Annotated in this window: 30 protein-coding genes, 1 other RNA gene and 2 pseudogenes; 28 read left to right on the forward strand and 5 right to left on the reverse strand. The window is 56.5% G+C overall.

Features of this window, described 5'->3' with window-relative positions; translation table 11 throughout:
• Positions 1 to 59: 59 nt before the first annotated feature.
• The 26 genes and pseudogenes from MRY16398_RS06015 to MRY16398_RS06130 all read left to right on the forward strand — a co-directional run bounded on the left by MRY16398_RS06015 (position 60) and on the right by MRY16398_RS06130 (position 17,547).
• On the forward strand, positions 60 to 914 hold the full coding sequence (locus MRY16398_RS06015) for a GPO family capsid scaffolding protein (protein WP_110296616.1): 855 nt from the start codon (positions 60 to 62) through the stop codon (positions 912 to 914).
• Between the two features lie 53 nt (positions 915 to 967).
• Positions 968 to 2,029: a phage major capsid protein, P2 family gene (locus tag MRY16398_RS06020; RefSeq protein ID WP_110296615.1), complete on the forward strand. Its 1,062-nt coding sequence runs from the start codon at positions 968 to 970 to the stop codon at positions 2,027 to 2,029.
• Between the two features lie 3 nt (positions 2,030 to 2,032).
• On the forward strand, positions 2,033 to 2,776 hold the full coding sequence (locus MRY16398_RS06025) for a phage terminase small subunit (RefSeq protein ID WP_125123986.1): 744 nt from the start codon (positions 2,033 to 2,035) through the stop codon (positions 2,774 to 2,776).
• 97 nt (positions 2,777 to 2,873) lie between these two features.
• A complete protein-coding gene (locus tag MRY16398_RS06030; protein ID WP_125123987.1) occupies positions 2,874 to 3,377 on the forward strand; it encodes a head completion/stabilization protein in 504 nt (167 codons plus the stop codon).
• Positions 3,377 to 3,580: a tail protein X gene (locus MRY16398_RS06035; protein WP_125123988.1), complete on the forward strand. Its 204-nt coding sequence runs from the start codon at positions 3,377 to 3,379 to the stop codon at positions 3,578 to 3,580. Before MRY16398_RS06030 ends, MRY16398_RS06035 begins: the two co-directional genes overlap by 1 nt.
• A 3-nt stretch (positions 3,581 to 3,583) precedes the next feature.
• Positions 3,584 to 3,865, forward strand: coding sequence for a phage holin family protein (locus MRY16398_RS06040; protein ID WP_039078140.1), 282 nt, complete (start codon positions 3,584 to 3,586; stop codon positions 3,863 to 3,865).
• The gene (locus MRY16398_RS06045) at positions 3,865 to 4,362 is read left to right on the forward strand and encodes a glycoside hydrolase family 24 protein (protein ID WP_039078139.1); all 498 of its coding nucleotides are present in this window, start codon (positions 3,865 to 3,867) and stop codon (positions 4,360 to 4,362) included. Before MRY16398_RS06040 ends, MRY16398_RS06045 begins: the two co-directional genes overlap by 1 nt.
• 47 nt (positions 4,363 to 4,409) lie before the next feature.
• Positions 4,410 to 4,706 (forward strand): annotated as a pseudogene (gene lysB, locus MRY16398_RS06050) (Rz-like lysis system protein LysB); the annotation flags it as partial.
• The gene (lysC, locus tag MRY16398_RS30860; RefSeq protein WP_232034382.1) at positions 4,627 to 4,917 is read left to right on the forward strand and encodes an Rz1-like lysis system protein LysC; all 291 of its coding nucleotides are present in this window, start codon (positions 4,627 to 4,629) and stop codon (positions 4,915 to 4,917) included. The pseudogene lysB and the gene lysC, both read left to right, overlap by 80 nt.
• Positions 4,880 to 5,347 carry a phage tail protein gene (locus tag MRY16398_RS06055; protein WP_125123990.1) on the forward strand — a complete coding sequence of 156 codons (468 nt, stop codon included), beginning with the start codon at positions 4,880 to 4,882 and terminating at the stop codon, positions 5,345 to 5,347. Before lysC ends, MRY16398_RS06055 begins: the two co-directional genes overlap by 38 nt.
• Entirely contained in the window at positions 5,340 to 5,795 is a 456-nt protein-coding gene (locus tag MRY16398_RS06060; RefSeq protein WP_085005815.1) for a phage virion morphogenesis protein, read from the forward strand. The genes MRY16398_RS06055 and MRY16398_RS06060 overlap by 8 nt, the downstream gene beginning before the upstream one ends.
• 76 nt (positions 5,796 to 5,871) lie before the next feature.
• Positions 5,872 to 6,513 (forward strand): phage baseplate assembly protein V, encoded by a 642-nt coding sequence (locus MRY16398_RS06065; protein ID WP_125123991.1) that lies wholly within the window; start codon positions 5,872 to 5,874, stop codon positions 6,511 to 6,513.
• Entirely contained in the window at positions 6,510 to 6,857 is a 348-nt protein-coding gene (locus MRY16398_RS06070) for a GPW/gp25 family protein (protein ID WP_125123992.1), read from the forward strand. Before MRY16398_RS06065 ends, MRY16398_RS06070 begins: the two co-directional genes overlap by 4 nt.
• A 3-nt stretch (positions 6,858 to 6,860) precedes the next feature.
• Positions 6,861 to 7,769: a baseplate assembly protein gene (locus MRY16398_RS06075; protein ID WP_125123993.1), complete on the forward strand. Its 909-nt coding sequence runs from the start codon at positions 6,861 to 6,863 to the stop codon at positions 7,767 to 7,769.
• On the forward strand, positions 7,762 to 8,292 hold the full coding sequence (locus MRY16398_RS06080) for a phage tail protein I (protein WP_110296603.1): 531 nt from the start codon (positions 7,762 to 7,764) through the stop codon (positions 8,290 to 8,292). The genes MRY16398_RS06075 and MRY16398_RS06080 overlap by 8 nt, the downstream gene beginning before the upstream one ends.
• Positions 8,293 to 8,302: 10 nt before the next feature.
• Positions 8,303 to 8,989, forward strand: a pseudogene (locus tag MRY16398_RS06085) (phage tail protein); the annotation flags it as partial.
• A 93-nt stretch (positions 8,990 to 9,082) separates the two neighbouring features.
• Complete coding sequence (locus MRY16398_RS31235) at positions 9,083 to 10,249, forward strand: phage tail fiber protein (RefSeq protein WP_336513215.1); 1,167 nt, start codon at positions 9,083 to 9,085, stop codon at positions 10,247 to 10,249.
• Positions 10,249 to 10,791 carry a tail fiber assembly protein gene (locus MRY16398_RS06090; protein ID WP_125123994.1) on the forward strand — a complete coding sequence of 181 codons (543 nt, stop codon included), beginning with the start codon at positions 10,249 to 10,251 and terminating at the stop codon, positions 10,789 to 10,791. The genes MRY16398_RS31235 and MRY16398_RS06090 overlap by 1 nt, the downstream gene beginning before the upstream one ends.
• Positions 10,792 to 10,917: 126 nt before the next feature.
• Positions 10,918 to 12,108: a phage tail sheath protein gene (locus tag MRY16398_RS06095; RefSeq protein WP_110296601.1), complete on the forward strand. Its 1,191-nt coding sequence runs from the start codon at positions 10,918 to 10,920 to the stop codon at positions 12,106 to 12,108.
• A gap of 12 nt (positions 12,109 to 12,120) precedes the next feature.
• Positions 12,121 to 12,639 carry a phage major tail tube protein gene (locus tag MRY16398_RS06100; protein WP_125123995.1) on the forward strand — a complete coding sequence of 173 codons (519 nt, stop codon included), beginning with the start codon at positions 12,121 to 12,123 and terminating at the stop codon, positions 12,637 to 12,639.
• Positions 12,640 to 12,699: 60 nt separating this feature from the next.
• A complete protein-coding gene (locus MRY16398_RS06105; RefSeq protein WP_125123996.1) occupies positions 12,700 to 12,975 on the forward strand; it encodes a phage tail assembly protein in 276 nt (91 codons plus the stop codon).
• A gap of 32 nt (positions 12,976 to 13,007) precedes the next feature.
• Positions 13,008 to 13,127, forward strand: coding sequence for a GpE family phage tail protein (locus MRY16398_RS06110; RefSeq protein ID WP_085005806.1), 120 nt, complete (start codon positions 13,008 to 13,010; stop codon positions 13,125 to 13,127).
• Positions 13,120 to 15,627, forward strand: a complete 2,508-nt coding sequence (locus MRY16398_RS06115) for a phage tail tape measure protein (protein ID WP_125123997.1) — start codon at positions 13,120 to 13,122, stop codon at positions 15,625 to 15,627. The genes MRY16398_RS06110 and MRY16398_RS06115 overlap by 8 nt, the downstream gene beginning before the upstream one ends.
• Positions 15,628 to 15,631: 4 nt before the next feature.
• Entirely contained in the window at positions 15,632 to 16,111 is a 480-nt protein-coding gene (locus MRY16398_RS06120) for a phage tail protein (RefSeq protein ID WP_125123998.1), read from the forward strand.
• Positions 16,111 to 17,250 (forward strand): phage late control D family protein, encoded by a 1,140-nt coding sequence (locus MRY16398_RS06125; protein ID WP_125123999.1) that lies wholly within the window; start codon positions 16,111 to 16,113, stop codon positions 17,248 to 17,250. The genes MRY16398_RS06120 and MRY16398_RS06125 overlap by 1 nt, the downstream gene beginning before the upstream one ends.
• A gap of 78 nt (positions 17,251 to 17,328) precedes the next feature.
• A complete protein-coding gene (locus MRY16398_RS06130; RefSeq protein WP_125124000.1) occupies positions 17,329 to 17,547 on the forward strand; it encodes a DNA-binding transcriptional regulator in 219 nt (72 codons plus the stop codon).
• A gap of 144 nt (positions 17,548 to 17,691) precedes the next feature.
• On the opposite strand, the gene ssrA is transcribed toward MRY16398_RS06130, so the two are convergent.
• Both ssrA and smpB read right to left on the reverse strand, forming a co-directional pair.
• Positions 17,692 to 18,054: a transfer-messenger RNA gene (gene ssrA / locus MRY16398_RS06135) on the reverse strand.
• Positions 18,055 to 18,349: 295 nt separating this feature from the next.
• Positions 18,350 to 18,832 carry an SsrA-binding protein SmpB gene (gene smpB / locus MRY16398_RS06140; protein WP_039077570.1) on the reverse strand — a complete coding sequence of 161 codons (483 nt, stop codon included), beginning with the start codon at positions 18,830 to 18,832 and terminating at the stop codon, positions 18,350 to 18,352.
• Between the two features lie 157 nt (positions 18,833 to 18,989).
• On the opposite strand from smpB, the gene MRY16398_RS06145 reads away from it, so the two are divergent.
• Together MRY16398_RS06145 and MRY16398_RS06150 are read left to right on the forward strand one after the other, a co-directional pair.
• The gene (locus MRY16398_RS06145; protein WP_197718602.1) at positions 18,990 to 19,427 is read left to right on the forward strand and encodes a type II toxin-antitoxin system RatA family toxin; all 438 of its coding nucleotides are present in this window, start codon (positions 18,990 to 18,992) and stop codon (positions 19,425 to 19,427) included.
• Positions 19,417 to 19,707 carry an RnfH family protein gene (locus tag MRY16398_RS06150; protein WP_039077568.1) on the forward strand — a complete coding sequence of 97 codons (291 nt, stop codon included), beginning with the start codon at positions 19,417 to 19,419 and terminating at the stop codon, positions 19,705 to 19,707. The genes MRY16398_RS06145 and MRY16398_RS06150 overlap by 11 nt, the downstream gene beginning before the upstream one ends.
• Before the next feature lie 6 nt (positions 19,708 to 19,713).
• Here MRY16398_RS06150 and MRY16398_RS06155 read toward each other — a convergent pair whose 3' ends face one another.
• The 3 genes from MRY16398_RS06155 to recN form a co-directional block, all read right to left on the reverse strand.
• Entirely contained in the window at positions 19,714 to 20,229 is a 516-nt protein-coding gene (locus MRY16398_RS06155; RefSeq protein ID WP_039077708.1) for a ClbS/DfsB family four-helix bundle protein, read from the reverse strand.
• Between the two features lie 57 nt (positions 20,230 to 20,286).
• Entirely contained in the window at positions 20,287 to 20,628 is a 342-nt protein-coding gene (gene bamE / locus MRY16398_RS06160) for an outer membrane protein assembly factor BamE (protein WP_039077567.1), read from the reverse strand.
• 148 nt (positions 20,629 to 20,776) lie between these two features.
• On the reverse strand, positions 20,777 to 22,438 hold the full coding sequence (gene recN, locus MRY16398_RS06165) for a DNA repair protein RecN (protein ID WP_125124001.1): 1,662 nt from the start codon (positions 22,436 to 22,438) through the stop codon (positions 20,777 to 20,779).
• Between the last annotated feature and the right edge of the window lie 70 nt (positions 22,439 to 22,508).

The raw sequence follows: 22,508 nt of genomic DNA on the forward strand, positions 1-22,508 counted from the left end.
TCGGGAAACTAAGTCCCGACAAAACCGTGAACCTTCACCAACAATCAGGACTCCTGACGATGGCAAAAAAAGTTTCAAAATTCTTCCGTATCGGCGTAGAGGGCGACACCTGCGATGGTCGCGTTATCAGCGCCACGGATATACAGGAAATGGCCGCAGCGTTTGACCCCCGCGTCTACGGCTGCCGCATCAATCTGGAACACCTGCGCGGCATTTACCCTGACGGCGCATTCAACCGTTACGGCGATGTGATTGAGCTGAAAGCCGAAAAGATTGAGGACGATTCCGTGCTGAACGGCAAGTGGGCGCTGTTCGGCAAAATTGCGCCGCTCGACAACCTGGTTGAGATGGTCGGCAAGGGCCAGAAAGTTTACACGTCCATGGAAATTCAGCCGAATTTTGCCAATACCGGTAAGTGCTATCTGGTCGGTCTGGCGGTCACTGATGACCCGGCCAGCCTCGGTACGGAATATCTGGAGTTCTGCCGTACCGCAAAAACCAATCCGCTTAACCGCTTCAAGGCCAGCCCGGAAAATCTGATTTCCGTCGCCACCCTCGCCGCGCTGGAGTTTGAAGACCAGCCTGAAAGCGTGCTCGCAAAGCTGACTGACACTGTAAAGGGCATTTTCAGCCGTAAACAGGCCAGCGATGACGCCCGCTTTGCTGATGTGCATGAAGCCGTGACCACGATTGCCGGGCACGTCCAGACCAGTCACGACAACGCCGAAGCGCGTTTTTCCTCGCTGGAAGCGGCGTTTTCCGCTCTTAAGGAGGACGTGACCCGCCAGACCGGCGAAACCCGCGAGCAGTTTACCCGGCTCAAAACCTCACTGGATAACACCGAAAACCCGCGCCAGCCGCGCCGCGAACTGAGCACCGGCGGCGGTGGTGATGCCGGTCTGACGAACTGCTGACCCGCAGCGCCCGGCTTGTGAGTAAACCCGATTAACTTTATTCAGGAAAAAATATGCGTCCGGAAACCCGCTTTAAATTTAATGCCTATCTGTCCCGTATCGCTGAACTGAACGGCATCGACGTTGGCGACATTTCCAAGAAGTTCAGCGTTAACCCGTCGGTCACGCAGACGCTGATGGACACGGTGCAGGAGTCGTCCGACTTTCTGACCCGCATCAACGTTGTGCCGGTGAATGAACTCAAGGGGGAAAAGGTCGGCGTGGGTGTCACCGGCTCCATTGCCAGCACCACCGACACCGCAGGCGGCAACGAGCGCCAGACCCAGGACTTTACGCAACTGGAGTCCAACAAATACGAATGTGATCAAATCAACTTCGATTTTCATATCCGTTACAAGACCCTTGACCTGTGGGCGCGTTTTCAGGATTTCCAGCTACGTATCCGCAACGCCATCATCAAGCGTCAGGGGCTGGATTTCATCATGGCAGGCTTTAACGGCGTGAAGCGTGCGGCGACTTCCGATCGTGCGGCTAACCCGATGCTGGAAGATGTTGCCGTGGGCTGGTTGCAGAAATACCGCAATGAAGCGCCAGCACGGGTGATGAAAAATATCACTGATGACACCGGTGCTGTGAAGTCAGATGTGATCCGCGTGGGTGAGTTCGGGGATTATGCAAATCTCGATGCCGTGGTGATGGATGCGACCAATAACCTGATTGCGCCGTGGTATCAGGAAGACCCCGATTTAGTGGTGATTGTCGGTCGTCAGTTGCTGGCCGATAAATACTTCCCGCTCGTGAACCAGACGCAGGCCAATACCGAAATGCTGGCCGCTGATGTCATTGTCAGCCAGAAGCGTATCGGTAACTTACCGGCGGTACGCGTGCCGTTTTTCCCGGCTGACGCCATGCTGATCACCCGTCTGGATAACCTGTCCATTTATTTTATGGACGAGAGCCACCGCCGAAATATCGACGAAAATGCGAAGCGCGACCGTGTGGAAAACTACGAATCAATGAACATTGATTATGTGGTGGAAGACTACGCCGCCGGTTGCCTGGTGGAAAACATCCGTGTCGGCAAATTTGCCCCGGCTGTTGGTGGCGGAGAATAACCCATGTCGAGTCCCGCACAGCGTCACATGATGCGGGTCTCGGCCCAGACCACCGCGCAGCGGGAGGAAAACCCGCTGCGCCATGCCACTGCTTATGAGCAGATGCTGGTCAAGCTGGCCGCAGACCAACGCACGTTAAAAAATATCTTTTCGACAGAACTTAAGGCCGTGAAAAAGCGCGAGCTGTTGCCGTTCTATGCGCCGTGGGTCAGTGGCGTACTGGCCGCCGGTAAAGGCGCACAGGACGACATCCTGATGACGGTCATGTTGTGGCGGCTTGATGCCGGTGACATTGCCGGCGCGCTGGAGATTGCCCGCTACGCCCTGCGTTATGGCCTGACCATGCCGGGCCGACACAAGCGCCCCCCGGCGTACCTGTTTGCAGAGGAGGCGGCCCTTGCGGCCATGCGCGCCCATGGGGCTGGTGAGCCGGTCGATGTGGCGCTGTTGCAGGACGTGATCGCGCTGACGGATACCGCCGATATGCCCGACCCGGTACGCGCGAAACTGCACAAAATTACCGGCTTTGTGCTGCGTGATGGTGGCGGGTCTGCTGACGCGCTCACCCATCTGGCGCGTGCGATGCAACTTGACCGTCTCGCCGGGGTGAAAAAAGACATTGAGCGCCTGACGCGTGAACTGCGCCCCGCGCCGGATGCCCCGCAGAAAAAGACCGCCACGCGGGCACGAAAACCCGGCAGTACGACGCCTGCTAAACGCGGTCGTCCGCGAAAAATTGCCCGTTAACCGAATGCGCCCCGCGCCGGGCGGCACGCCGGTCAATGGCGGTGTTTCACCAGCCCTGCGACCGGCGTCCACCGCCCACCCCTTTTGAAAGGTAGTCATGATGACACTGATTATTGATGCACACGAACAACCGCAGGGCCGCACGGTGATTATTCCGCAGCCTGCCACGGACGAACCGGTGATTAAAAACACCTTCTTCTTTCCCGATATCGACCCCGTGCGCGTGCGCGAACTGATGCGCCTGGAGCAGACCGTTTCACCGGCCCGGCTGCGTCGCGCCATTAAAACCGGCATGGCTGAAACCAACGCGGAGCTGTTCGACTGGCGCGCGCAGCAAATGGCCGCCGGTTATGCCCTGCTGGCAGATGTCCCGGCGGAAAAAATCGACGGGGAGAGCGAGCGGGTTTTTCACTACGTGAATGCGGTCTGTGCCATGACCACCGCCACCCTCTATGAGCGTTATCGCGGTGTGGATGCGAGCGCGAAGGGGGACAAAAAAGCCGACAGCATTGATACCACGATTGATGAGCTGTGGCGGGATATGCGCTGGGCCGTGGCGCGTATCCAGGACAGGCCCCGCTGTATCGTGGGGCAAATCTGATGCGGATTTACGCACAACAGGGCGACACGCTTGACGCCCTCTGTGACCGCCACTACGGGCGCACGCAGGGGGTTTTTGAGGCCGTGCTTGCCGCGAATCCGGGACTGGCTGAATGGGGTGCCGTGCTGCCGCACGGTACAGCGGTTGACCTGCCTGACGTTCAGTCTGCACCGGTCAGTCAGACAATAAACCTGTGGGAGTAAACCATGACGGAAGGGGAAAAAGGCGTCCTGTCGCTGTTTGTGATTGGCGTCATGATCGTTGTCGGAAAAGTGCTGGCGGGTGGGGAGGCTATTACGCCGCGCCTGTTTATTGGCCGTATGTTACTTGGTGGTTTTGTCTCGATGGTGGCCGGTGTGGTGCTGGTTCAGTTTCCCGATATGCCGCTGACCGCCGTGTGTGGGATTGGCTCCATGCTTGGTATCGCAGGCTATCAGTTTGTCGAAATCGCCATTAAGCGCCGCCTGAAATCCATGGGGGGTAACTGATGCCAGCTATTAGCACACACCCGAATATCGCTGCCTTTCTTGACATGCTGGCCTGGTCAGAAGGAACGGCAACGCACCCGCTGACGAAAAATCGCGGCTATGACGTGATTGTTACCGGGCTGGATGGTCGCCCCGAAATTTTCAGTGATTACCGCGATCACCCGTTCGCCGGTGGCCGGGCGGCAAAAGTCTTTAACCGTCGCGGCGAGAAGTCCACGGCGTCAGGGCGCTATCAGCAACTTTACCGCTACTGGCCGCACTATCAGAAACAGCTTTCCCTGCCGGATTTCAGCCCGCTGTCACAGGACAGGCTCGCTATCCAGTTAATCAGTGAACGCGGTGCACTGGAGGATATCCGGGCCGGGCGCATTGAACGGGCGATTTCACGCTGTTGCACTGTCTGGGCGTCGCTGCCGGGGGCCGGTTACGGTCAGCGTGAGCACACGCTTAACAGCCTGATCACCGTGTGGCGAACCGCAGGCGGGGGGATGGCATGAAAACACTGTTCATTCTGCTGGCGCTGGCTGTGCTGGCGCTGTTATGGATGCGTCACGAAAACAGCACGTTACAGGCGTCCTTTGATAAAGCGAACCGGGTCGCCAGTGAGCAAAAGACACTGGCCGGTATGCTGAAAAATCAGCTCCGTGTTGCCACTGACCGGGCGGATAAAAACGAGCGGGCGCAGGTGGATATGCGCCGGAAACTGGACGCTGCCGCGCAACGTGACGCCGAGCAGGAAAAGACCATCACGAGGTTACTGAATGAAAATGTCGAATTTCGCCGCTGGTATGGCGCTGACCTTCCTGATGCTGTGCGCCGGTTGCACCACCGCCCCGCCTGCGTCGACGCCGGTGATTGTTTACAACGGCTGTCCGAAAGTGAGTCTGTGCCCGATGCCGGGCAGCGACCCCCAGACGAACGGCGATTTAAGCGCTGATATTCGCCACCTTGAGCGCGCGCTGGAGCGTTGTGCGCTACAGGTGAAAACCGTCAAACAATGCCAGGATGATTTAGATGCTGAAACCCGACAGCCTGAGAAAAGCCCTGACTGATGCCGTGCCGGTGCTGCGCAATAACCCCGATATGCTGCGCCTGTTTATCGACGGTGGCAGCATGGGTGCAACGCTGGCCGCGTCTCTGTCCTTTGAAAAACGTTACACGCTCAATGTGGTGGTGACGGATTTCACCGGCGAGATTGACCTGCTGCTCGTGCCGGTGCTGGCGTGGCTGCGTGAGCAACAGCCCGACATCATGACCACGGACGAGGGGCGGAAAAAGGGCTTTACGTGGATTGCTGATATCAACAATGACAGCTCAATGGATATCAGTATCAGCCTGTTACTGACCGAGCGCACACGGGTGAGCCAGGTCGGTGACGCGCTGTACGTTGATAACATCCCGGAACCGGCTCCCCCGGAACCGGTGACGCGCCCCATGGCACTGTATATGCGCGACGAACTGGTGAGCCAATGGGATGAGTGACGACATCTTTACGCCATTTGATAACAGAATCGCGGCGCTGATTGCCACGCTGTCACCGGCGGGGCGTCGCCGTCTGAGTGCGGAGATTGCCCGGACGCTACGCCAGCAACAGCAACAGCGAATTAAATCTCAACGTGCGCCGGATGGCACGCCGTATGAGGCACGAAAGCCGCAGGCCATCAGGGGAAAAAAGGGACGGGTAAAACGGGAAATGTTCGCGAAACTTCGCACCGGTCGTTACATGAAGGCCATCGGCAACGACAGTGAGGCGGCGGTGGAATTTACCGGTAAGGTGCAACGCATCGCCCGTGTTCACCAGTACGGGCTTAAGGATAAGCCGGGGCCGGGCGGTAAGCCCGTGCTTTATCCGCATCGCCCCCTGTTGGGTTTCTCTGCGTCTGACCAGAAAACAGTTGAGGAGGCGATAATTAATCACCTCGCCGGTTAGCTCCGGTCAGTTGTGCCATCTGTGACAAAACCCCCTCACATTGCCGCCGGATCTGTCCGGCGGCATCCTTTCCGCTATGAACACACTTTCATCTATTCAGGAACTCACCCGCGCACTGCGCAACATGATTCGCACCGGCGTTATTGTCGAAACCGACCCTGACACCGGGCGCTGTCGTGTGCAGACCGGCGGCATTGTTACCGACTGGCTCCAGTGGCTGACACACAGGGCCGGTCGCTCGCGCACGTGGTGGGCTCCGTCCATTGGTGAGCAGGTGCTCGTTCTGGCCGTGGGCGGTGAACTGGATACTGCTTTTGTGCTGCCGGGCATTTTCTCTGATGACCACCCCGCGCCGTCTGCCTCGGCGGACGCCTGGCATGTTGCTTTCCCCGATGGTGCGGTCATTGAGTACGAACCGAAAACCAGCGCCCTGACGGTCAGCGGCATAAAAACCGCTGACGTGACGGCATCAGAGTCTATTACTGCCACGGTGCCGGTGGTGCTGGTCAAAGCGGCGGAGCGTATCACTCTGGACACCCCGGAGGTGGTCTGTACCAACAAACTGACTACCGCCACCCTTGAAGTGAAGAAAGGCGGCACTATGCGCGGCAACATCTCGCACACCGGCGGCACATTTACATCGAACGGCGTGCAGGTCGATGACCATGATCACGGCGGCGTGCAAAGGGGCGGGAGCTGGACGGAGGGCACCAAATGACAGCACGCTATATCGGTATGAGCCGCAGCACCGGCAGGACAATCACCGACGCGGAACACATCAGCCAGAGCGTGAGTGACATTCTGCGCACGCCGGTGGGGTCGCGTGTGATGCGCCGTGAATACGGTTCGTTACTGTCGGCGATGATTGACCAGCCGCAGACCCCCGCCCTTGAGCTGCAAATTAAGGTTGCCTGTTACATGGCACTGCTGAAATGGGAACCGCGCGTCACGCTGACTGCCATCGCCACGGAACGTCAGTTTAACGGGGGAATGGTCGTCAGTCTGACAGGTCAGGTCGCGGATACCGGCACCCCGCTTTCTTTAACCATCCCTGTGAGTTAAGCCATGACAATTATCGATCTGAACCTGCTCCCCGCGCCGGATGTGGTGGAAACACTGGACTACGAGACCATTCTGGCAGCACGAAAGGCGACCTTTATTTCGCTTTACCCCCCGGAGCAACAACAGGCCGTGGCCCGCACACTGTTACTGGAGTCAGAGCCGATAGTTAAGCTCCTGGAGGAAAACGCCTACCGTGAGGTTATCTGGCGTCAGCGCGTAAATGAGGCGGCGCGGGCGGTGATGCTGGCCTATGCCGAAAAAACGGATCTGGATGTGCTCGGCGGGAATTTTAATGTCACGCGGCTCGTTGTGACCCCTGCTGACGATACGGCCATTCCGCCGGTGGTTGCTGTCATGGAGTCTGACACGGATTTTCGTCTGCGCATTCAACAGGCGTTTGAAGGGCTGAGCGTCGCCGGTTCTGTGGGGGCGTATGAATATCATGGTCGCAGCGCCGACGGGCGTGTTGCTGACATATCGGTGACCAGCCCGTCGCCGTCCTGTGTGACCATTTCCGTGCTGTCACGTGAAAACAATGGCGTCGCGTCTGATGAACTGCTCACGGTGGTGCGCAATGCCCTGAATGCCGAGGATGTCAGGCCGGTCGCTGACCGGGTGACGGTACAGCCTGCCGAAATTGTGGCGTACCAGATTGACGCCACGCTTTATCTTTACCCCGGCCCGGAAAGCGAGCCTGTCCGCGCCGCTGCCGTGAAAAAGCTGGAGGCGTACATCAGCGCGCAACACCGTATCGGGCGCGACATTCGCCGGTCAGCCATTTATGCCGCGCTCCATGTGGAGGGGGTGCAGCGCGTGGAGCTGACCGCGCCGCTGGCTGACATCGTGCTCAATAACACGCAGGCGTCATTCTGTACGCGTTACGCGATTACGGTCGGGGGTTCGGATGAGTGATGCCCGTCTCCTGCCGGTGGGTTCCTCGCCACTGGAGGTGGCCGCCGCCCGCGCCTGTGCGGAAATCGAAAAAACGCCCGTCAGCCTTCGTACCCTGTGGAATCCTGACACCTGTCCGGCAAACCTGTTGCCGTGGCTGGCCTGGGCGTTTTCCGTTGACCGGTGGGATGAAAAGTGGCCGGAGCTGACAAAGCGCGCCGTTATCCGTGATGCGTGGTTTATTCACTGTCATAAGGGCACCCTCGGTGCCGTCCGGCGGGTGGTGGAGCCGCTCGGCTACCTCATCAACATCACGGAGTGGTGGGAAACCAGCGATCCGCCGGGGACATTTCGCCTGGATATCGGCGTGCTGGAAAGCGGTATCACCGAAGAAATGTATTACGAGATAGAGCGCCTGATTGCTGATGCAAAACCGGCCAGCCGTCACCTGATCGGCCTGAACATTATTCAGGATATCCCCGGCTGGCTGTTCACCGGCGGCGTGGCCTGTGATGGCGACATTATTACGGTTTACCCCGGATAAGTGAGGACTGATGAGCACAAAATTTAAAACTGTTATCACCACAGCCGGTGCGGTAAAGCTTGCGGCGGCCACGCTGCCGGGTGGTAAGAAAGTCAATATCACCGCAATGGCCGTTGGTGATGGTGGCGGTATTCTGCCGGTGCCGGATGCGGGACAGACCCGTCTCGTTAATGAGGTCTGGCGTCATGCCCTGAATAAAATCAGCCAGGATAACCGGCACAGTAATTATGTTGTGGCCGAGCTGGTTATCCCGCCGGAGGTGGGCGGCTTCTGGATGCGTGAGCTGGGCCTGTATGACGATGAGGGGACGCTGATTGCCGTCTCCAACATGGCCGAAAGCTATAAACCGGAACTGGCCGAGGGGTCAGGCCGAGCGCAGACCTGCCGCATGGTCATTATTGTCAGCAGTGTCGCCTCGGTGGCGTTATCCGTTGATTCCACGATGGTGATGGCAACCCAGGATTATGTGGATGATGCGATTTCGGCGCATGAAAAATCCCGTCGCCATCCCGATGCGACCACACAGGAAAAGGGTTTTACTCAGCTCAGCAACGCGACCGACAGTGAGGCCGACAGTCTGGCCGCCACGCCAAAAGCGGTAAAAATCGCCATGGACAATGCCAGCGCGCGACTGGCGAAAGAGCGGAACGGTGCGGACATTCCCAATAAGCCTCTGTTTGTACAAAACATCGGTTTACAGAACACGGTAAACCGGGCGGAAAATGCCGTCCAGCGCACCGGCGATGCGATGGCCTGGCTCGATGTCATTGGTGAAATTCATGCAGCATCAATGCGCGTTAACACACCTGCCTCACCGTCTGTGCAGGGACTGACGATTGACTGGAACGGCGTCGGGTTTGGTGCCGCAGGGCTGACCAATAACCGGGGGCTGGGTACGGGTGGGTTTATTTTTCGCACCGTGGATTCAACCAATAAAACTGAATATGGTCGCGTCACCTTTAACGAGCTGGGGGAGATTTTTGCCGGGCGTAACATCTATGCCGGGGCCGCTAAATTCGCCATTGATGGTAACAGCTACGGCACCATCTGGGGGACGGGCGGCAACAGTGAATGGTTATCCAATAATCTGAATGCCCGCTTCGGTGCCATTCCGGTGAACAATGCCACGGGGGATATTTCTGGTCCCGCCTGGGGCGGTTTATTGTCCGCGCATCTGGCGGAAAAATGGCGGGGGATCCAAAGCCAGTTTGCTGCGATACCGGTTGATAACCCGTCGGGGAACATTCGTGGCAGTGCCTGGGGAAACGACTGGCTGTCGAATTATCTCGCACGCACATTCCAGCCCAGAGGCGATTATACCCCGGCGGGCGAGGCGTACACGAAAGCGACCAGCGACGGGCGTTTTCTGCGACTGACTGGCGGCACACTGTCCGGTCAGGTGGTATCGACCAGTCCCGATAACTACCGGTTGCGAATGAGTGACCGCGCCTTTTTTTTCCGCTTTGATGGCGCTTCTTTTTACCTGATGAAAACCGCCAAGGGCGACCCGGACGGACTCTGGGATAATACCCGACCGCTGATCGTGGATGCGGAAACCGGTCGGGTAACGCTGCCGCATATGTCAATGGTGGATGGTTATCTTAAGGTTGGCAATACGGGAACGGTCATTTCAACGGACGGCAATATCTTTGGCACCCGCTGGGGAGAAGGAGGGGGCTGGCTGGGGGATGCCATTGATGCGCGAGTGAATGCCGTGCAGGCGCGCGCGGATGATGCCTGGAACAAGGCGAACGACGCCCAGATTAACCGCGTGGTGGATGTGCGTTTTACCGCCGAGCATCAGGTGGGGGCAGTCGGTGTGCGTGACTATCGCAACGGCAACACCGTCCTGACCGGATTTGTTAACAAAGACGGCGACTATTCCGTTGAGGATCTGTACTGGAGCTATATCCAGGTTTACCGCAACGGCCAGTGGCTGACCATCGGGAGAGGATAATGTCAGGGTCTTATATTACGCTGAAAAATTTCAGGGCGTGCACACCCGCCACGCCAGAGCAACGGGAGCTGGCAAAACAGAATGTATTGTTTCTGATGGATGAAAGCGGCGCTGACTGGTATGAAAGCCAGCGTCATTTTTCACCGGATACGATGAAAATCGGCTACGACGGGCGGGGGATTATTAAAGTGATTGCCACGGGTTTTACCGATGTGTCGTCCCTGTGGCCGGACGGCCTGAGCGTTTCCGAGGTGGAGGATAACGAAGAAAACCGCCGCGTGGATAATACGGGGAACTGGGTCTATGACGGGGAAAAAATTATTCCCCGCGAGTATACCCCGCAGGAATTACAGACACAGGCAGAGAGTCAGAAGACGCGTTTACTGGCTGACATTGCGACCCGTATTGCGCCCCTCCAGGATGCGGTTGAACTCGGTATTGCCAGTGATGAGGAGGTGGCAACCCTGACGGCGCTGAAAAAGTACCGTGTGCTGGTAAACCGCGTTGACCCTGCGGCGCCAGTCTGGCCGGAACACCCCTGAGAAAAGCGGGCGCTGCCCGCTTTATTGTTTCTTCTGTTGTGTCATTCCTGAGCCAGTCCGAATCTGTGGCTGCACAACACATCCCCCCGGACAATAGCACTCACCCTAAACCCAGGAGTTAAACGGATGAGTGACTTTCACCATGGCGTGCAGGTCGTCGAGATTAACGACGGCACACGCGTCATTTCCACCGTCTCAACGGCCATTATTGGTATGGTCTGCACCGCCAGTGATGCCGATGCGGCGACCTTTCCCCTTAACGAGCCTGTGCTGATTACTAACGTGCAGAGCGCCATCGCAAAAGCCGGTAAAAAAGGCACGCTGGCGGCGTCCTTACAGGCCATCGCTGACCAGTCAAAACCGGTGATTGTCGTTGTGCGTGTGGCTGAGGGCACCGGCACCGATGAAGACGCGGCCCTCGCGCAGACTATTTCCAACATCATCGGCACCACGGATGAGAACGGTAAATACACCGGCCTCAAGGCACTGCTGACCGCCGAAGCGGTTACCGGCGTTAAGCCGCGCATTCTCGGTGTGCCGGGTTTTGACACGCTGGACGTGGCGACGGCGCTTGCCCCCGTCTGTCAGAAGCTGCGCGCATTTGGTTATGTCAGTGCGTGGGGCTGTAAGACGGTATCTGACGCCATCAAATACCGGGACAATTTCAGCCAGCGCGAGCTGATGGTTATCTGGCCGGATTTTCTCGCCTGGGACACCGTGAGCAATGCGACCGCCACGGCTTACGCCACCGCCCGCGCGCTCGGTCTTCGCGCGTATATTGACCAGACTGTCGGCTGGCACAAAACCCTGTCTAACGTTGGTGTGCAGGGCGTGACCGGCATCAGTGCCTCGGTCTTCTGGGATTTGCAGGAGCCTGGCACCGATGCGGATTTACTCAACGAGGCGGGCGTGACCACGCTGATCCGCAAGGATGGTTTCCGCTTCTGGGGTAACCGCACCTGCTCCGATGACCCGCTTTTCCTCTTTGAAAACTACACCCGCACGGCACAGGTTATCGCTGACACGATGGCGCAGGCGCACATGTGGGCGGTCGACAAGCCCGTTACCGCAACACTCATCCGCGACATCGTGGACGGTATCAATGCCAAATTCCGCGAACTCAAAACCAGTGGTTATATCGTGGATGCGACCTGCTGGTTTGACGAAGAGGCTAACGACAAAGACACCCTAAAGGCCGGAAAACTGGTTATCGATTATGACTATACGCCGGTTCCCCCGCTGGAAAACCTGACCTTACGTCAGCGTATCACTGACAAATACCTCGCCACGCTGGTGACAGCGGTCAACAGCAACTAAGGAGCCTGACACATGGCAATGCCGCGCAAACTCAAATACATGAATGTTTTTCTGGACGGTTACAGCTATCAGGGGGTGGCCGATTCCGTCACGTTGCCAAAGCTGACCCGCAAGCTCGAAAACTGGCGCGGGGCGGGGATGAACGGTGTCGCGCCGGTGGATTTCGGTCTCGACGATGACGCCCTGTCGATGGAATGGTCGCTCGGCGGCTTCCCGGATGAGGTTATCTGGACACTGTACGGTGCGACGGGGGTCGATGCGGTGCCGATCCGTTTCGCAGGCTCCTACCAGCGCGACGATACCGGCGCAATTGTGGCGGTCGAGGTGCTCATGCGTGGCCGCCAGAAAGAAATCGACACCGGTGACGCGAAACAGGGTGAAGACACCACGTCGAAAATCTCTGTTGTCTGTACCTATTACAGACTCACGGTTGACGGTAAGGAGCTGGTCGAGATCGACACCATCAACATGATTGAGAAAGTGAACGGCACCGACCGGCTGGAGCAGCACCGCCGTAATATCGGCCTGTAACTGATGACCGGCCCGCACAGTCAGGCCGGTTAATTCCTGACTTCTGGATGAGAAAATCACATGAACAAAGAGAATGTAGTGACCCTGGATAAACCGGTTGTACGCGGTGAACAAATCATTGATCAGGTTACGCTGATGAAACCCACTGCCGGTACGCTGCGCGGTGTCAGTCTGGCGGCGGTGGCTAACGCCGAGGTCGACGCGCTGATTAAAGTGCTGCCGCGTATGACGGCACCGATGCTGACTGAGCAGGAGTTAGCCGCGCTGGAACTGCCCGACCTTGTGGCGCTGGCCGGTAAGGTGGTCGGTTTTTTGTCACCGAGTTCGGCACAGTAACCTTTCCCAAAAATCTCTCGGTCGATGACCTGATGGCGGACATTGCAGTGATCTTTCACTGGCCGCCATCTGAATTAAATCCCCTTAGCCTGACTGAAATCGTTATCTGGCGTGAAAAAGCGCTCCAGCGAAGCGGACATAAATATGAGTGACAGCCTTAAGTTACAAGTATTGCTCAAAGCAGTAGACCAGGCATCGCGCCCCCTCAACGCTGTACAGACGGCAAGCCGAACCCTGTCCGGTGAAATCCGGGGCGCTCAGAACGAACTGAAAGACCTCAATGCCCGCGCGCGCCAGATTGAGGGCTTCCGTAAGACAAGCGCACAGCTTGCGGTCACCGGTCATGCGCTGAACGACGCGAAAGCACAGGCCGCTGCGCTGGCGCTCCAGATGCGCAACACGGCAAACCCGACCGCCGCACAGGTCAGGGCGCTGGAGAGTGCGCGGCAAAGCGCGTCAGCGTTGCAGACCACCTATGACAGCCTGCGCCTGTCGGTGCAGCGTCAGCGCGACGGGCTGCAACAGGCGGGTATCAATACGCGTCAGCTTTCTGCCGCTGAGCGCCAGCTACGCAGCAATATTGCACAGACCACTGACACCCTGACACGTCAGCGTGCCGCCCTGGCGCGGGTGGGGCAGCAACAGGAGCGACTCAACGCGGTACGGGCGCGTTACGAGCGGGGCCGGGATGTGGTCGCCGGGGCGCGCAATACCAGCGCTGCCGCGCTCGGTCTGAGTACAGCGGGCCTGTTTGCCGGAAGCCGTCTGATGGCCCCGGTTGTGGAGTCGAAAAAAAGCGGGGCGCTGATTGCAGCCCGTCAGGGAGAGAGCAGTGCCAGCGGTGCACAGTACACCAGGACAATTCAGGACATCAGCACGTCGGGCATCAGCGGTGATATTGAGCAGATAACCGACGCGGTGTCAGCGGTGCGTAGTACGCTGGGCACGCTGGGCAATATTGGTGAGGCAGAGCTGACGCGCATCACCCGCAAGGCGCTGGACATGCAGACCGCCTTTGGCACCGACACAACGGAGAGTATCCAGATTGCGGCCATCATGATGAAAAACGGGCTGGCCGCGAGCAGTGACCAGGCGATGGATTTGATTGTGTCAGGAATGCAGCGGGTTTCCACGGAAATGCGCGGCGAGCTGCCGGAAATTCTCCATGAATATTCGACGCATTTTCGCAATATGGGGTTCACCGGTGCGGAGGCGATGTCCCTGCTGGTCGATATGTCGAAACAGGGAAAATTTGCGCTGGATAAAACCGGCGACGCCATCAAGGAATTTTCCATCCGTGGCTCGGATATGTCGAAAAACAGCGTCGCGGCGTACAAGCAGATTGGCCTTGATGCCAAAAAAATGTCGACAGATATCGCCAGCGGGGGTGCAAAGGCCCGTGTGGCCATGCAGAAAACCGCAACCGGCCTGCTCAAAATTAAGAACCCGGCGGAGCGGGCAAACGCGGCCATCGCGCTGTTTGGTACGCCGGTTGAGGATTTATCCGTCGACCAGATACCGAAATTTCTGGCGGCGCTGGCCGGGACAAAAAATCAGCTCGGTGATGTCAGCGGAGCGGCGGACGCGATGGGTAATACGCTGCGCGATAACCTGTCCGGTGACGTGGATAAATTGCAGGGGGCATTATCCGGGCTGCGGCTGGGCGTGTTCAGCGGCATGGATGACAGCCTGCGCGGACTGACGCAGACGGCGGCACAGTGGGTTAATCAGATTACGGTGTGGGTGAAAGCACACCCGGCGCTGGTCTCCAACATCGTCATGGTGGCCGGTGCGGTAACGGGGCTGGTTGCCGTGCTCGGTGGCGTCGGGCTGGTACTGTGGCCGGTGATGGCCGGGATTAACGCCCTGATTGCCGGGGCGGGTCTGCTGGCAACCGGATTGAGTATTGCCGGTGGCACGATAGCGACCGCCGTCGGTGCGATTGCCTGGCCGGTGGTGGCGGTCGTGGCGACCATCGTCGCCGGTGCGTTGCTCATCCGAAAATACTGGGAACCCATCAGCGCCTTTTTTGGTGGTGTGGTGGAGGGGCTGCGCGCCGCATTCGGCCCGGTGGCAGATATTTTTGCTCCGCTGGCTCCGGTGTTTGACGTTCTCAGCGGCTGGCTGCAAAAGGTCTGGCAGTGGTTTAAAGACCTGATTTCCCCGGTACAGGCGACACAGGAGACGCTCAACAGTTGCCGTGATGTGGGGGTGATGTTCGGTCAGGCACTGGCGGAGGCGCTGATGCTGCCACTGACCGCGTTTAACAAACTGCGCAGCGGCATTGACTGGGTACTCGAAAAGCTCGGCGTGATAAACAAGGATGCCGCCACGCTTGACCAGACCGCCGCAAAAGCCGGTGCGGTAGCGGCACGGAGCGGGAGCGGTGCGCTGGTCACCGGGGCTGCGGCGGGTAACCCGTCGTATCAGCCCGTCACCAGCGCATATCCGGGGTATCAGTCGTATCAGCCCGTCACCGCCCCGGCGGGGCGCTCTTACGTCGACCAGAGCAAAAGTGAATACAACATCACGTTGCAGGGCGGCGGCGCGCCGGGGGGCAATATTTCAGGCCAGCTTCGCGAGGAACTGGAGCGCCACGAACGTGAGAAGCGCGCCCGTGCGCGCGCCAGCATGATGCACGACGGAGAATAAAACGATGATGCTCGCACTTGGAATGTTTGTGTTTATGCGCCAGACGTTGCCCTATCAGACCCTGCAACGCGATACGGAATACCGCTGGCCCTCAAACGCCCGCATTGGTAAGCGGGATGCTTTTCAGTTTCTCGGCCCCGGTGACGAAAGTATCAGCCTTGCCGGGGTGCTTTACCCGGAACTGACCGGCGGAAAGCTGACCCTCACCACGCTGCGCCTGATGGCGGAAGAGGGGCGCGCCTGGCCGTTGCTGGACGGTAACGGCCTTATCTATGGCATGTATGTCATCAACAGCGTGAGCGACACGGGCAGCGTGTTTTTCAGTGACGGTACGCCGCGAAAAATCGACTTTACGTTAAAGCTCACCCGCGTTGATGAATCACTGGCCGCGCTGTATGGCGACATTGGAAAACAGGCCGAATCCCTTATGGGGCAGGCGGGCGATATGGCACAGAAATACACGGCAATGGTGGGGATGGGCTGATGCTGACGATGCTGACCGGCAATGCGGGCGGCACGCGCACGCCTGCCTATATGCTGAAAATTGAGAGTAAGGATATTACCGGCAACATCAGCGACCGGCTGATGAGCATGACCCTCACCGATAACCGGGGCTTTGAGGCTGACCAGCTTGATATCGAACTGAACGACGCCGACGGTCTGGTCGAACTGCCGTTACGGGGGGCGGTGCTGACGCTGTTTATCGGCTGGAAAGGTGAGGCGCTCACGGGTAAGGGCAGTTTTACCGTTGATGAGATTGAGCACCGGGGCGCGCCCGATGTGGTGACTGTCCGGGCACGCAGCGCGGATTTTCGGGGGTCACTCAATTCACGGCGTGAAGAGTCCTGGCATGACACCACGCTCGGTAAACTGGTGGAAACCATCGCCGCGCGCAACAAACTGGAGGCCGGTGTTTCGCCGGAGCTGGCCGGAATAAAAATTCCGCACATCGACCAGTCGCAGGAGTCCGATATTAAATTCCTGACGCGGCTGGCAGAGCGGAACGGCGGCGAGGTGTCGGTAAAAATGGGGCGACTGCTGTTTCTCAGGGCCGGTAAGGGCGTGACGGCCAGCGGCAAACCGATCCCCCAGGTCACCATTACCCGAAGCGAGGGCGACCGGCACCAGTTTACGATTGCTGACCGTGGGGCATATACGGGCGTCACGGCAAAATGGCTGCATACCAAAGACCCGAAGCCGCAAAAGCAGAAGGTCAAACTCAAACGCAAACCGAAGCCCGCGAAACCCGGTGATCCACAGCACCCGAAAGCGAAACCGAAAGAGCCGGAAGCGCGCCAGGGGGAATATATGAGCGGTGCTGCCGATAATGTTTTTGCGCTGACGACGGTCTTTGCCACCAAAGCCCAGGCGATGCGGGCGGCTCAGGCCAAATGGGACAAACTGCAACGCGGGGTGGCGGAATTTTCGGTGAGTCTGGCTTATGGCCGTGCCGACCTTTGCCCGGAAATGCCTGTGCGGGTGTCGGGCTTCAAGCGCGTCATTGATGAGCAGGCATGGATCATTACGAAGGTGACACATTCACTGAATAACAGTGGCTATATCACGGCGCTGGAGCTGGAAGTGAAGATTTCGGATGTTGAATATGAGGAACGCGAGTATTGATAATGAGATTAGTTGTTCTCTAAATTGATTCAGTGGGATATTATTTGTTCTCTGTATTGGTATTTATAGGGGAAGGAAATGTTTCATTGTCCGAAATGTCAGCACGCCGCTCATGCTCGCACCAGCCGTTATCTGAGTGAAAATACGAAAGAGCGCTACCATCAGTGCACTAATATCAATTGCAGTTGCACTTTTGTAACGATGGAGTCGGTAGAGCGTTTTATTGTCACGCCAGGCACAATAGTTCCTGCGCCGCCACATCCTTTACCAACAGGACAGCGTCAATTGTGGATGTAAAAAAAACCGCCTTGTGCGGTTTTTTTTATGTCTGTGGCCGAGGCGGGGCATAAGGATTTAAAGTGGTGGCTATCTGCTGTCGCCATTTTGTCGCCACCACCATGAAACAAGGGGTTGCGTTTTCACGTAACCCCTTGTTTTAATTGGTGGAGCTGGCGGGAGTTGAACCCGCGTCCGAAATTCCTACATCCTCGGTACTACATGCTTAGTCAGTCTTTACATTCGCCTGGCACCTGCGGACAGACACGCCACTACCAGACTAGCCTGATTAGTTTTAACGCTTCAACCCCAGGCAGGGTCTCCACGCGATCTCTTTTGGGTTTGACCTCTCTTTGATCCCCGTCTTAAGAGCGGAAGCTAGGGAGAGAGGGCTCAGAGCAGGTTATTAAGCTGCTAAAGCGTAGTTTTCGTCGTTTGCGACTATTTTTTGCGGCTTTTTACGAGGCAAACCGCCCCTCGGCATGCACCTTGGGTTTCGCAAATCCCGTCGAATCCAGAATCAGCCCCAAAAGTGTTGCGCTAAGTATAACAGATTTATGACGCAGCACACCAGTCCATATCGCTGTAACGCTTTTTGCCAGAGTTGTCTGGCGACAATGTGAGCAATAGCCACTGGTATCGTTACGAATAGAGATGATCAAGTTCAGAGGTAAAATTCAGAGAAGCGATATGGGAAGAGAAGGGCATGACATACAAGAAATCTTGATGTTCAAACATTTCTCAACACCCAAAGTGAGAAAGGCGCTGCGGGAAAGATGTGTTGCCCGGACACTCCCGCTGCGGAAGCATCCGGTTGGCATTATTAGCGGCCTGCGTTTTTCATAATGCGGGCTTTATCCAGTTGCCATTCACGCTCTTTAAGATCGGAACGTTTATCGTGCTGTTTCTTACCTTTCGCAACGCCGATTTTGACTTTGCACCATGCATTTTTCCAGTACAGCGAAAGCGCGACAACGGTATAACCTTCGCGGTTTACGCGACCATAGAGGCTATCCAATTCACGTTGGTTGAGCAGCAACTTACGCGTACGGGTTGGATCGCAAACATAGTGGCTCGAAGCCACCGCCAGCGGGGTGAAGTTGGCACCGAACAGGTATGCTTCGCCATCTTTCAGAATCACATAGCTGTCGCCGATGTTGGCTTTGCCCGCTCGCAGGGATTTGACTTCCCAGCCCTGCAGAGACAGACCCGCCTCAAACTCTTCTTCGATAAAATATTCATGGCGGGCGCGCTTATTCATCGCGATAGTGGCGGAACCGGGTTTGTGTACTTTTTTCTTCGTCATAAGTGTCGTGAAGCCATTGGTAATCTGATATCCAAAAAGACCTCATTGCATCCTGTGAGGTTCAACGCGTTATCTTAGCACGAGTTCCGGCGTAGCGTTTTCCTTTCATGTATGGGAAATGTTATTATTTGATGATTGTGTGATCGCAGGAAATGCTATGCCTCAGATTAGTCGCTCTGCACTGGTGCCTTACAGCGCGGAACAAATGTATGAATTGGTTAACGATGTGAAATCTTACCCGCAGTTTCTGCCGGGGTGCACGGGTAGCCGCGTGCTGGAGTCCGGCCCTACGCAGATGACGGCGGCAGTGGATGTCTCGAAAGCGGGAATCAGCAAGACTTTCACAACGCGAAATACCTTAACGGCAAACCAAACCATTTTGATGCACCTTGTCGATGGTCCATTCAAGAGGTTGATGGGGGGCTGGAAGTTTACGCCGCTATCAGCGGATGCCTGCCGCATCGAGTTTAACCTTGATTTTGAATTTACCAATAAGCTGATTGAGCTGGCGTTTGGTCGTATTTTCAAAGAGCTGGCCGCTAATATGGTAGATGCCTTTACCGTACGAGCGAAAGAGGTCTACAGTGCCGGGTAAGATTGCGGTGGAAGTGGCGTATGCGTTGCCGGAAAAGCAGTACCTGCAGCGGGTAAGCCTGGAAGAAGGGGCAACCATCGAACAGGCGATTGTTGCCTCTGGCCTGCTTGAGTTACGTACAGATATCGATCTCAGCCGCAACAAAGTGGGCATTTATAGTCGCCCGGCAAAACTGCAAGACGTTGTTGCTGATGGTGACCGTATCGAAATTTATCGCCCGCTGATTGCTGATCCGAAAGAATTGCGCAGGCAGCGCGCGGAGAGAGCGGCGAAGAAATAGATCTGTTCAGGCTTCGGCGAGCGTTTTTAACAGACTGTTCAGCCTGGCGCTGGCATTCTTATACGGTGAGGCGCTGTTGAATTGAATCATACGTCCTCGCGTCCATTTTCCGTACCAGAGCTGGTGGTACAACTCATCGTCACTAAAGCCATTCACCAGTGATATCAGTTGCTGTTGATTCTCTTCCAGCATGGCAAGCAGCGTTGGCCATGACGTAATATGCTGGTAATCAGCGTAGTATTTTTGCGCAAGCTTCCCCAGTTCATTCCATTTAAAGCCTTTTGCCGGGAAGTCTATTTCTTCGCCTGCGGCTTCCTGTTGGTGCCAGAAGAGAACTTGCTCTCCCCAGCCAATCAGATAGCTGACAAGATTAGCAACACTCATGCGGCTACCAGCCACGTGCCCTTCCAGGCATTGCTGATAAGCGATGTCCGCCGGAATGCGGATGAGTTTTTTGCGCAGGGCGCTTGCCGACTTTTCCATTGCTTCCAGTAAGGCAGTTTTGCTTTCTGGCACGGCCATCTTCTCTTCCCCTGAAATGAAAAATGGCGCCATTGGGCGCCATTTCTAATCCTGCGATTACTCTTTTGTCAGTGCGGGTTTGTTATCAATGTTGGTTAATACGCCGCTGCTGTTAAAGGTAAGAGTCAGCGTCTGCTGGGTCACACCTTCGTGCCCTGGCTGCTGACGGAATACGTAGAACCAGGTACTGCTTCCGAACGGATCGGTCATCATCGGCGTACCCAATGCGTATGCAACCTGCTGTTGCGTCATCCCTACGCGGATTTTAGAAACGTCATTCGGAGTCAGGTAGTTCCCCTGATTGATATCAGGACGGTAAACCACTCGCTCCAGAGTGGAACAGCCTGCGGTCAACATCAGAAGAACCGCTGCGGCAGCAGTCAGCATTTTACAGCGCATAGTGATTTGATTCCTTTTCGGGCCCGAACAGTACGTGGCTCATTTGTAATGTGCCGATAATAATAGACCTTTAGCCAGTTTAAAACCTTTGCTACCTGGTCTGACGGCGAATTTATCGTGTACTGAGACCTTACTAATGGCAAAAAGTTTACGCAGCGAGTAGCTCTTTCGCATTTGCCAGTGTATTTCGGGTGACTTCACTACCGCCTAACAGCCGTGCCAGTTCCTGTAAACGTGCGCGTTTATCTAAAGGCAGCATATGTGTTTCGGTCATTGCGCCATCGGTCTCTTTGCTAACAAAGAAGTGATGGTGCCCACAGCCCGCAACCTGAGGCAGGTGAGTTACGCACATCACTTGGGTAGATTCGCCTAACTGGCGGAGAAGTTTGCCAACGACCGCTGCCGTTGGACCACTGATCCCTACATCCACTTCGTCGAAAATCAGCGCCGGGGTTTCCATTTTCCGGGCGGTAATGACCTGAAGGGCTAATGCGATACGTGATAACTCACCGCCGGAAGCGACTTTAGAAATAGCCTGTAAGGGCTGACCGGGGTTTGTTGTAACGCGGAACTCAATACGGTCTGCGCCATCTGCCGTGAGCGTGTGCTCATCAAAGCTGACGTCGATATCAAATACCCCATGGGGCATCGAGAGCATATGCATGCTGTCTGTGATTAATTGTCCCAGTTCTTGCGCGTAGTGTACCCGCTGCGTATGAAGCTGACGGGCTGCGTCCAGTGCCAGTTGGTGGTGCTTCGCCACCGCAAGCTTCAGGGTTTCCTGGGAGTCAGCCTGGTCATCAAGCTGTTGCTGTTCTTCCAGCAATGCCTGATGAAATTGCGGCAGTGCTTCCGAACTGACATGGTGTTTGCGTGCCAGCGAAATCTGTTTTGAAATACGCTGCTCAAGCTCATACAAGCGGTTCGGGTCGAGGTCCAGACGGTCACAGTAATGACGCAGTTCATCGCTTGCCTCGCTGACCTGAATTGCCGCTTCTTCGAGCATCGTGAGAACGCCGGACAGGCTGGCATCCATACCTGCCAGTTCGGTAACCATTTGGCGTGCGGTATAGAGCTGGCTTTGCAGATTGGCATCTTCGCCGTCGGCCAGCAAATTCAGCGCATGCTGACTGGTGCTAAGTAACTGACCGCTGTTGGCGAGGCGTTTGTACTCTTCATCGATCTGTTCAAATTCACCCGGCTGCGGGTTGAATTCGTTCAGCTCTTTCAATTGATAATGCAGCAGTTCGGCACGCGCGGTACGCTCCTGACTTTGCTGCTGATGCTGCGCCAGCTCGCGGCAGCTTGTATGCCACTGACGGTAATGTTCTGCCATCTGTTGAGTAAGTGCATACTCACCTGCGTAGCCATCCAGCAACGCTTTCTGATGCTCAGATTTTACGAGCAACTGGTGCGCGTGTTGGCCGTGGATTTGAATCAGCAACTGCCCCAACTCGCGCAATTGCGAAAGGGGAACTGCCGTGCCGTTGATAAAACCACGAGAGCGCCCGTCACTGCTGATAACGCGACGAAGTAAACACTCACGCCCGTCTTCAAGCTGGTTTTCTTCCAGCCAGCGCTGTGCCGCAGGCGTATCTTTCAGGGCGAAACGCGCGCACAGGTCAGCGCGTGCAGCCCCCGCTCGCACCATGTCGGCATCGGCACGACCACCCAGGCAAAGCCCCAGCGCATCAATAGCGATGGATTTACCTGCGCCGGTCTCACCCGTGATAGCCGTCATTCCGCTATGGAAGTCGATCTCGAGTTCACGAACAATCGCAAAGTTGCTGATAGTCAGTTGTGCCAACATGGTTGCTTTCCTGTATGAATAACCATAACTGTGTTTAAATACAGTATAAACTGGTTTTATATACAGTAAA

The sequence above is a fragment of the Phytobacter sp. MRY16-398 genome, from assembly GCF_003925915.1.
GTDB classification, from domain to species: domain Bacteria; phylum Pseudomonadota; class Gammaproteobacteria; order Enterobacterales; family Enterobacteriaceae; genus Phytobacter; species Phytobacter diazotrophicus.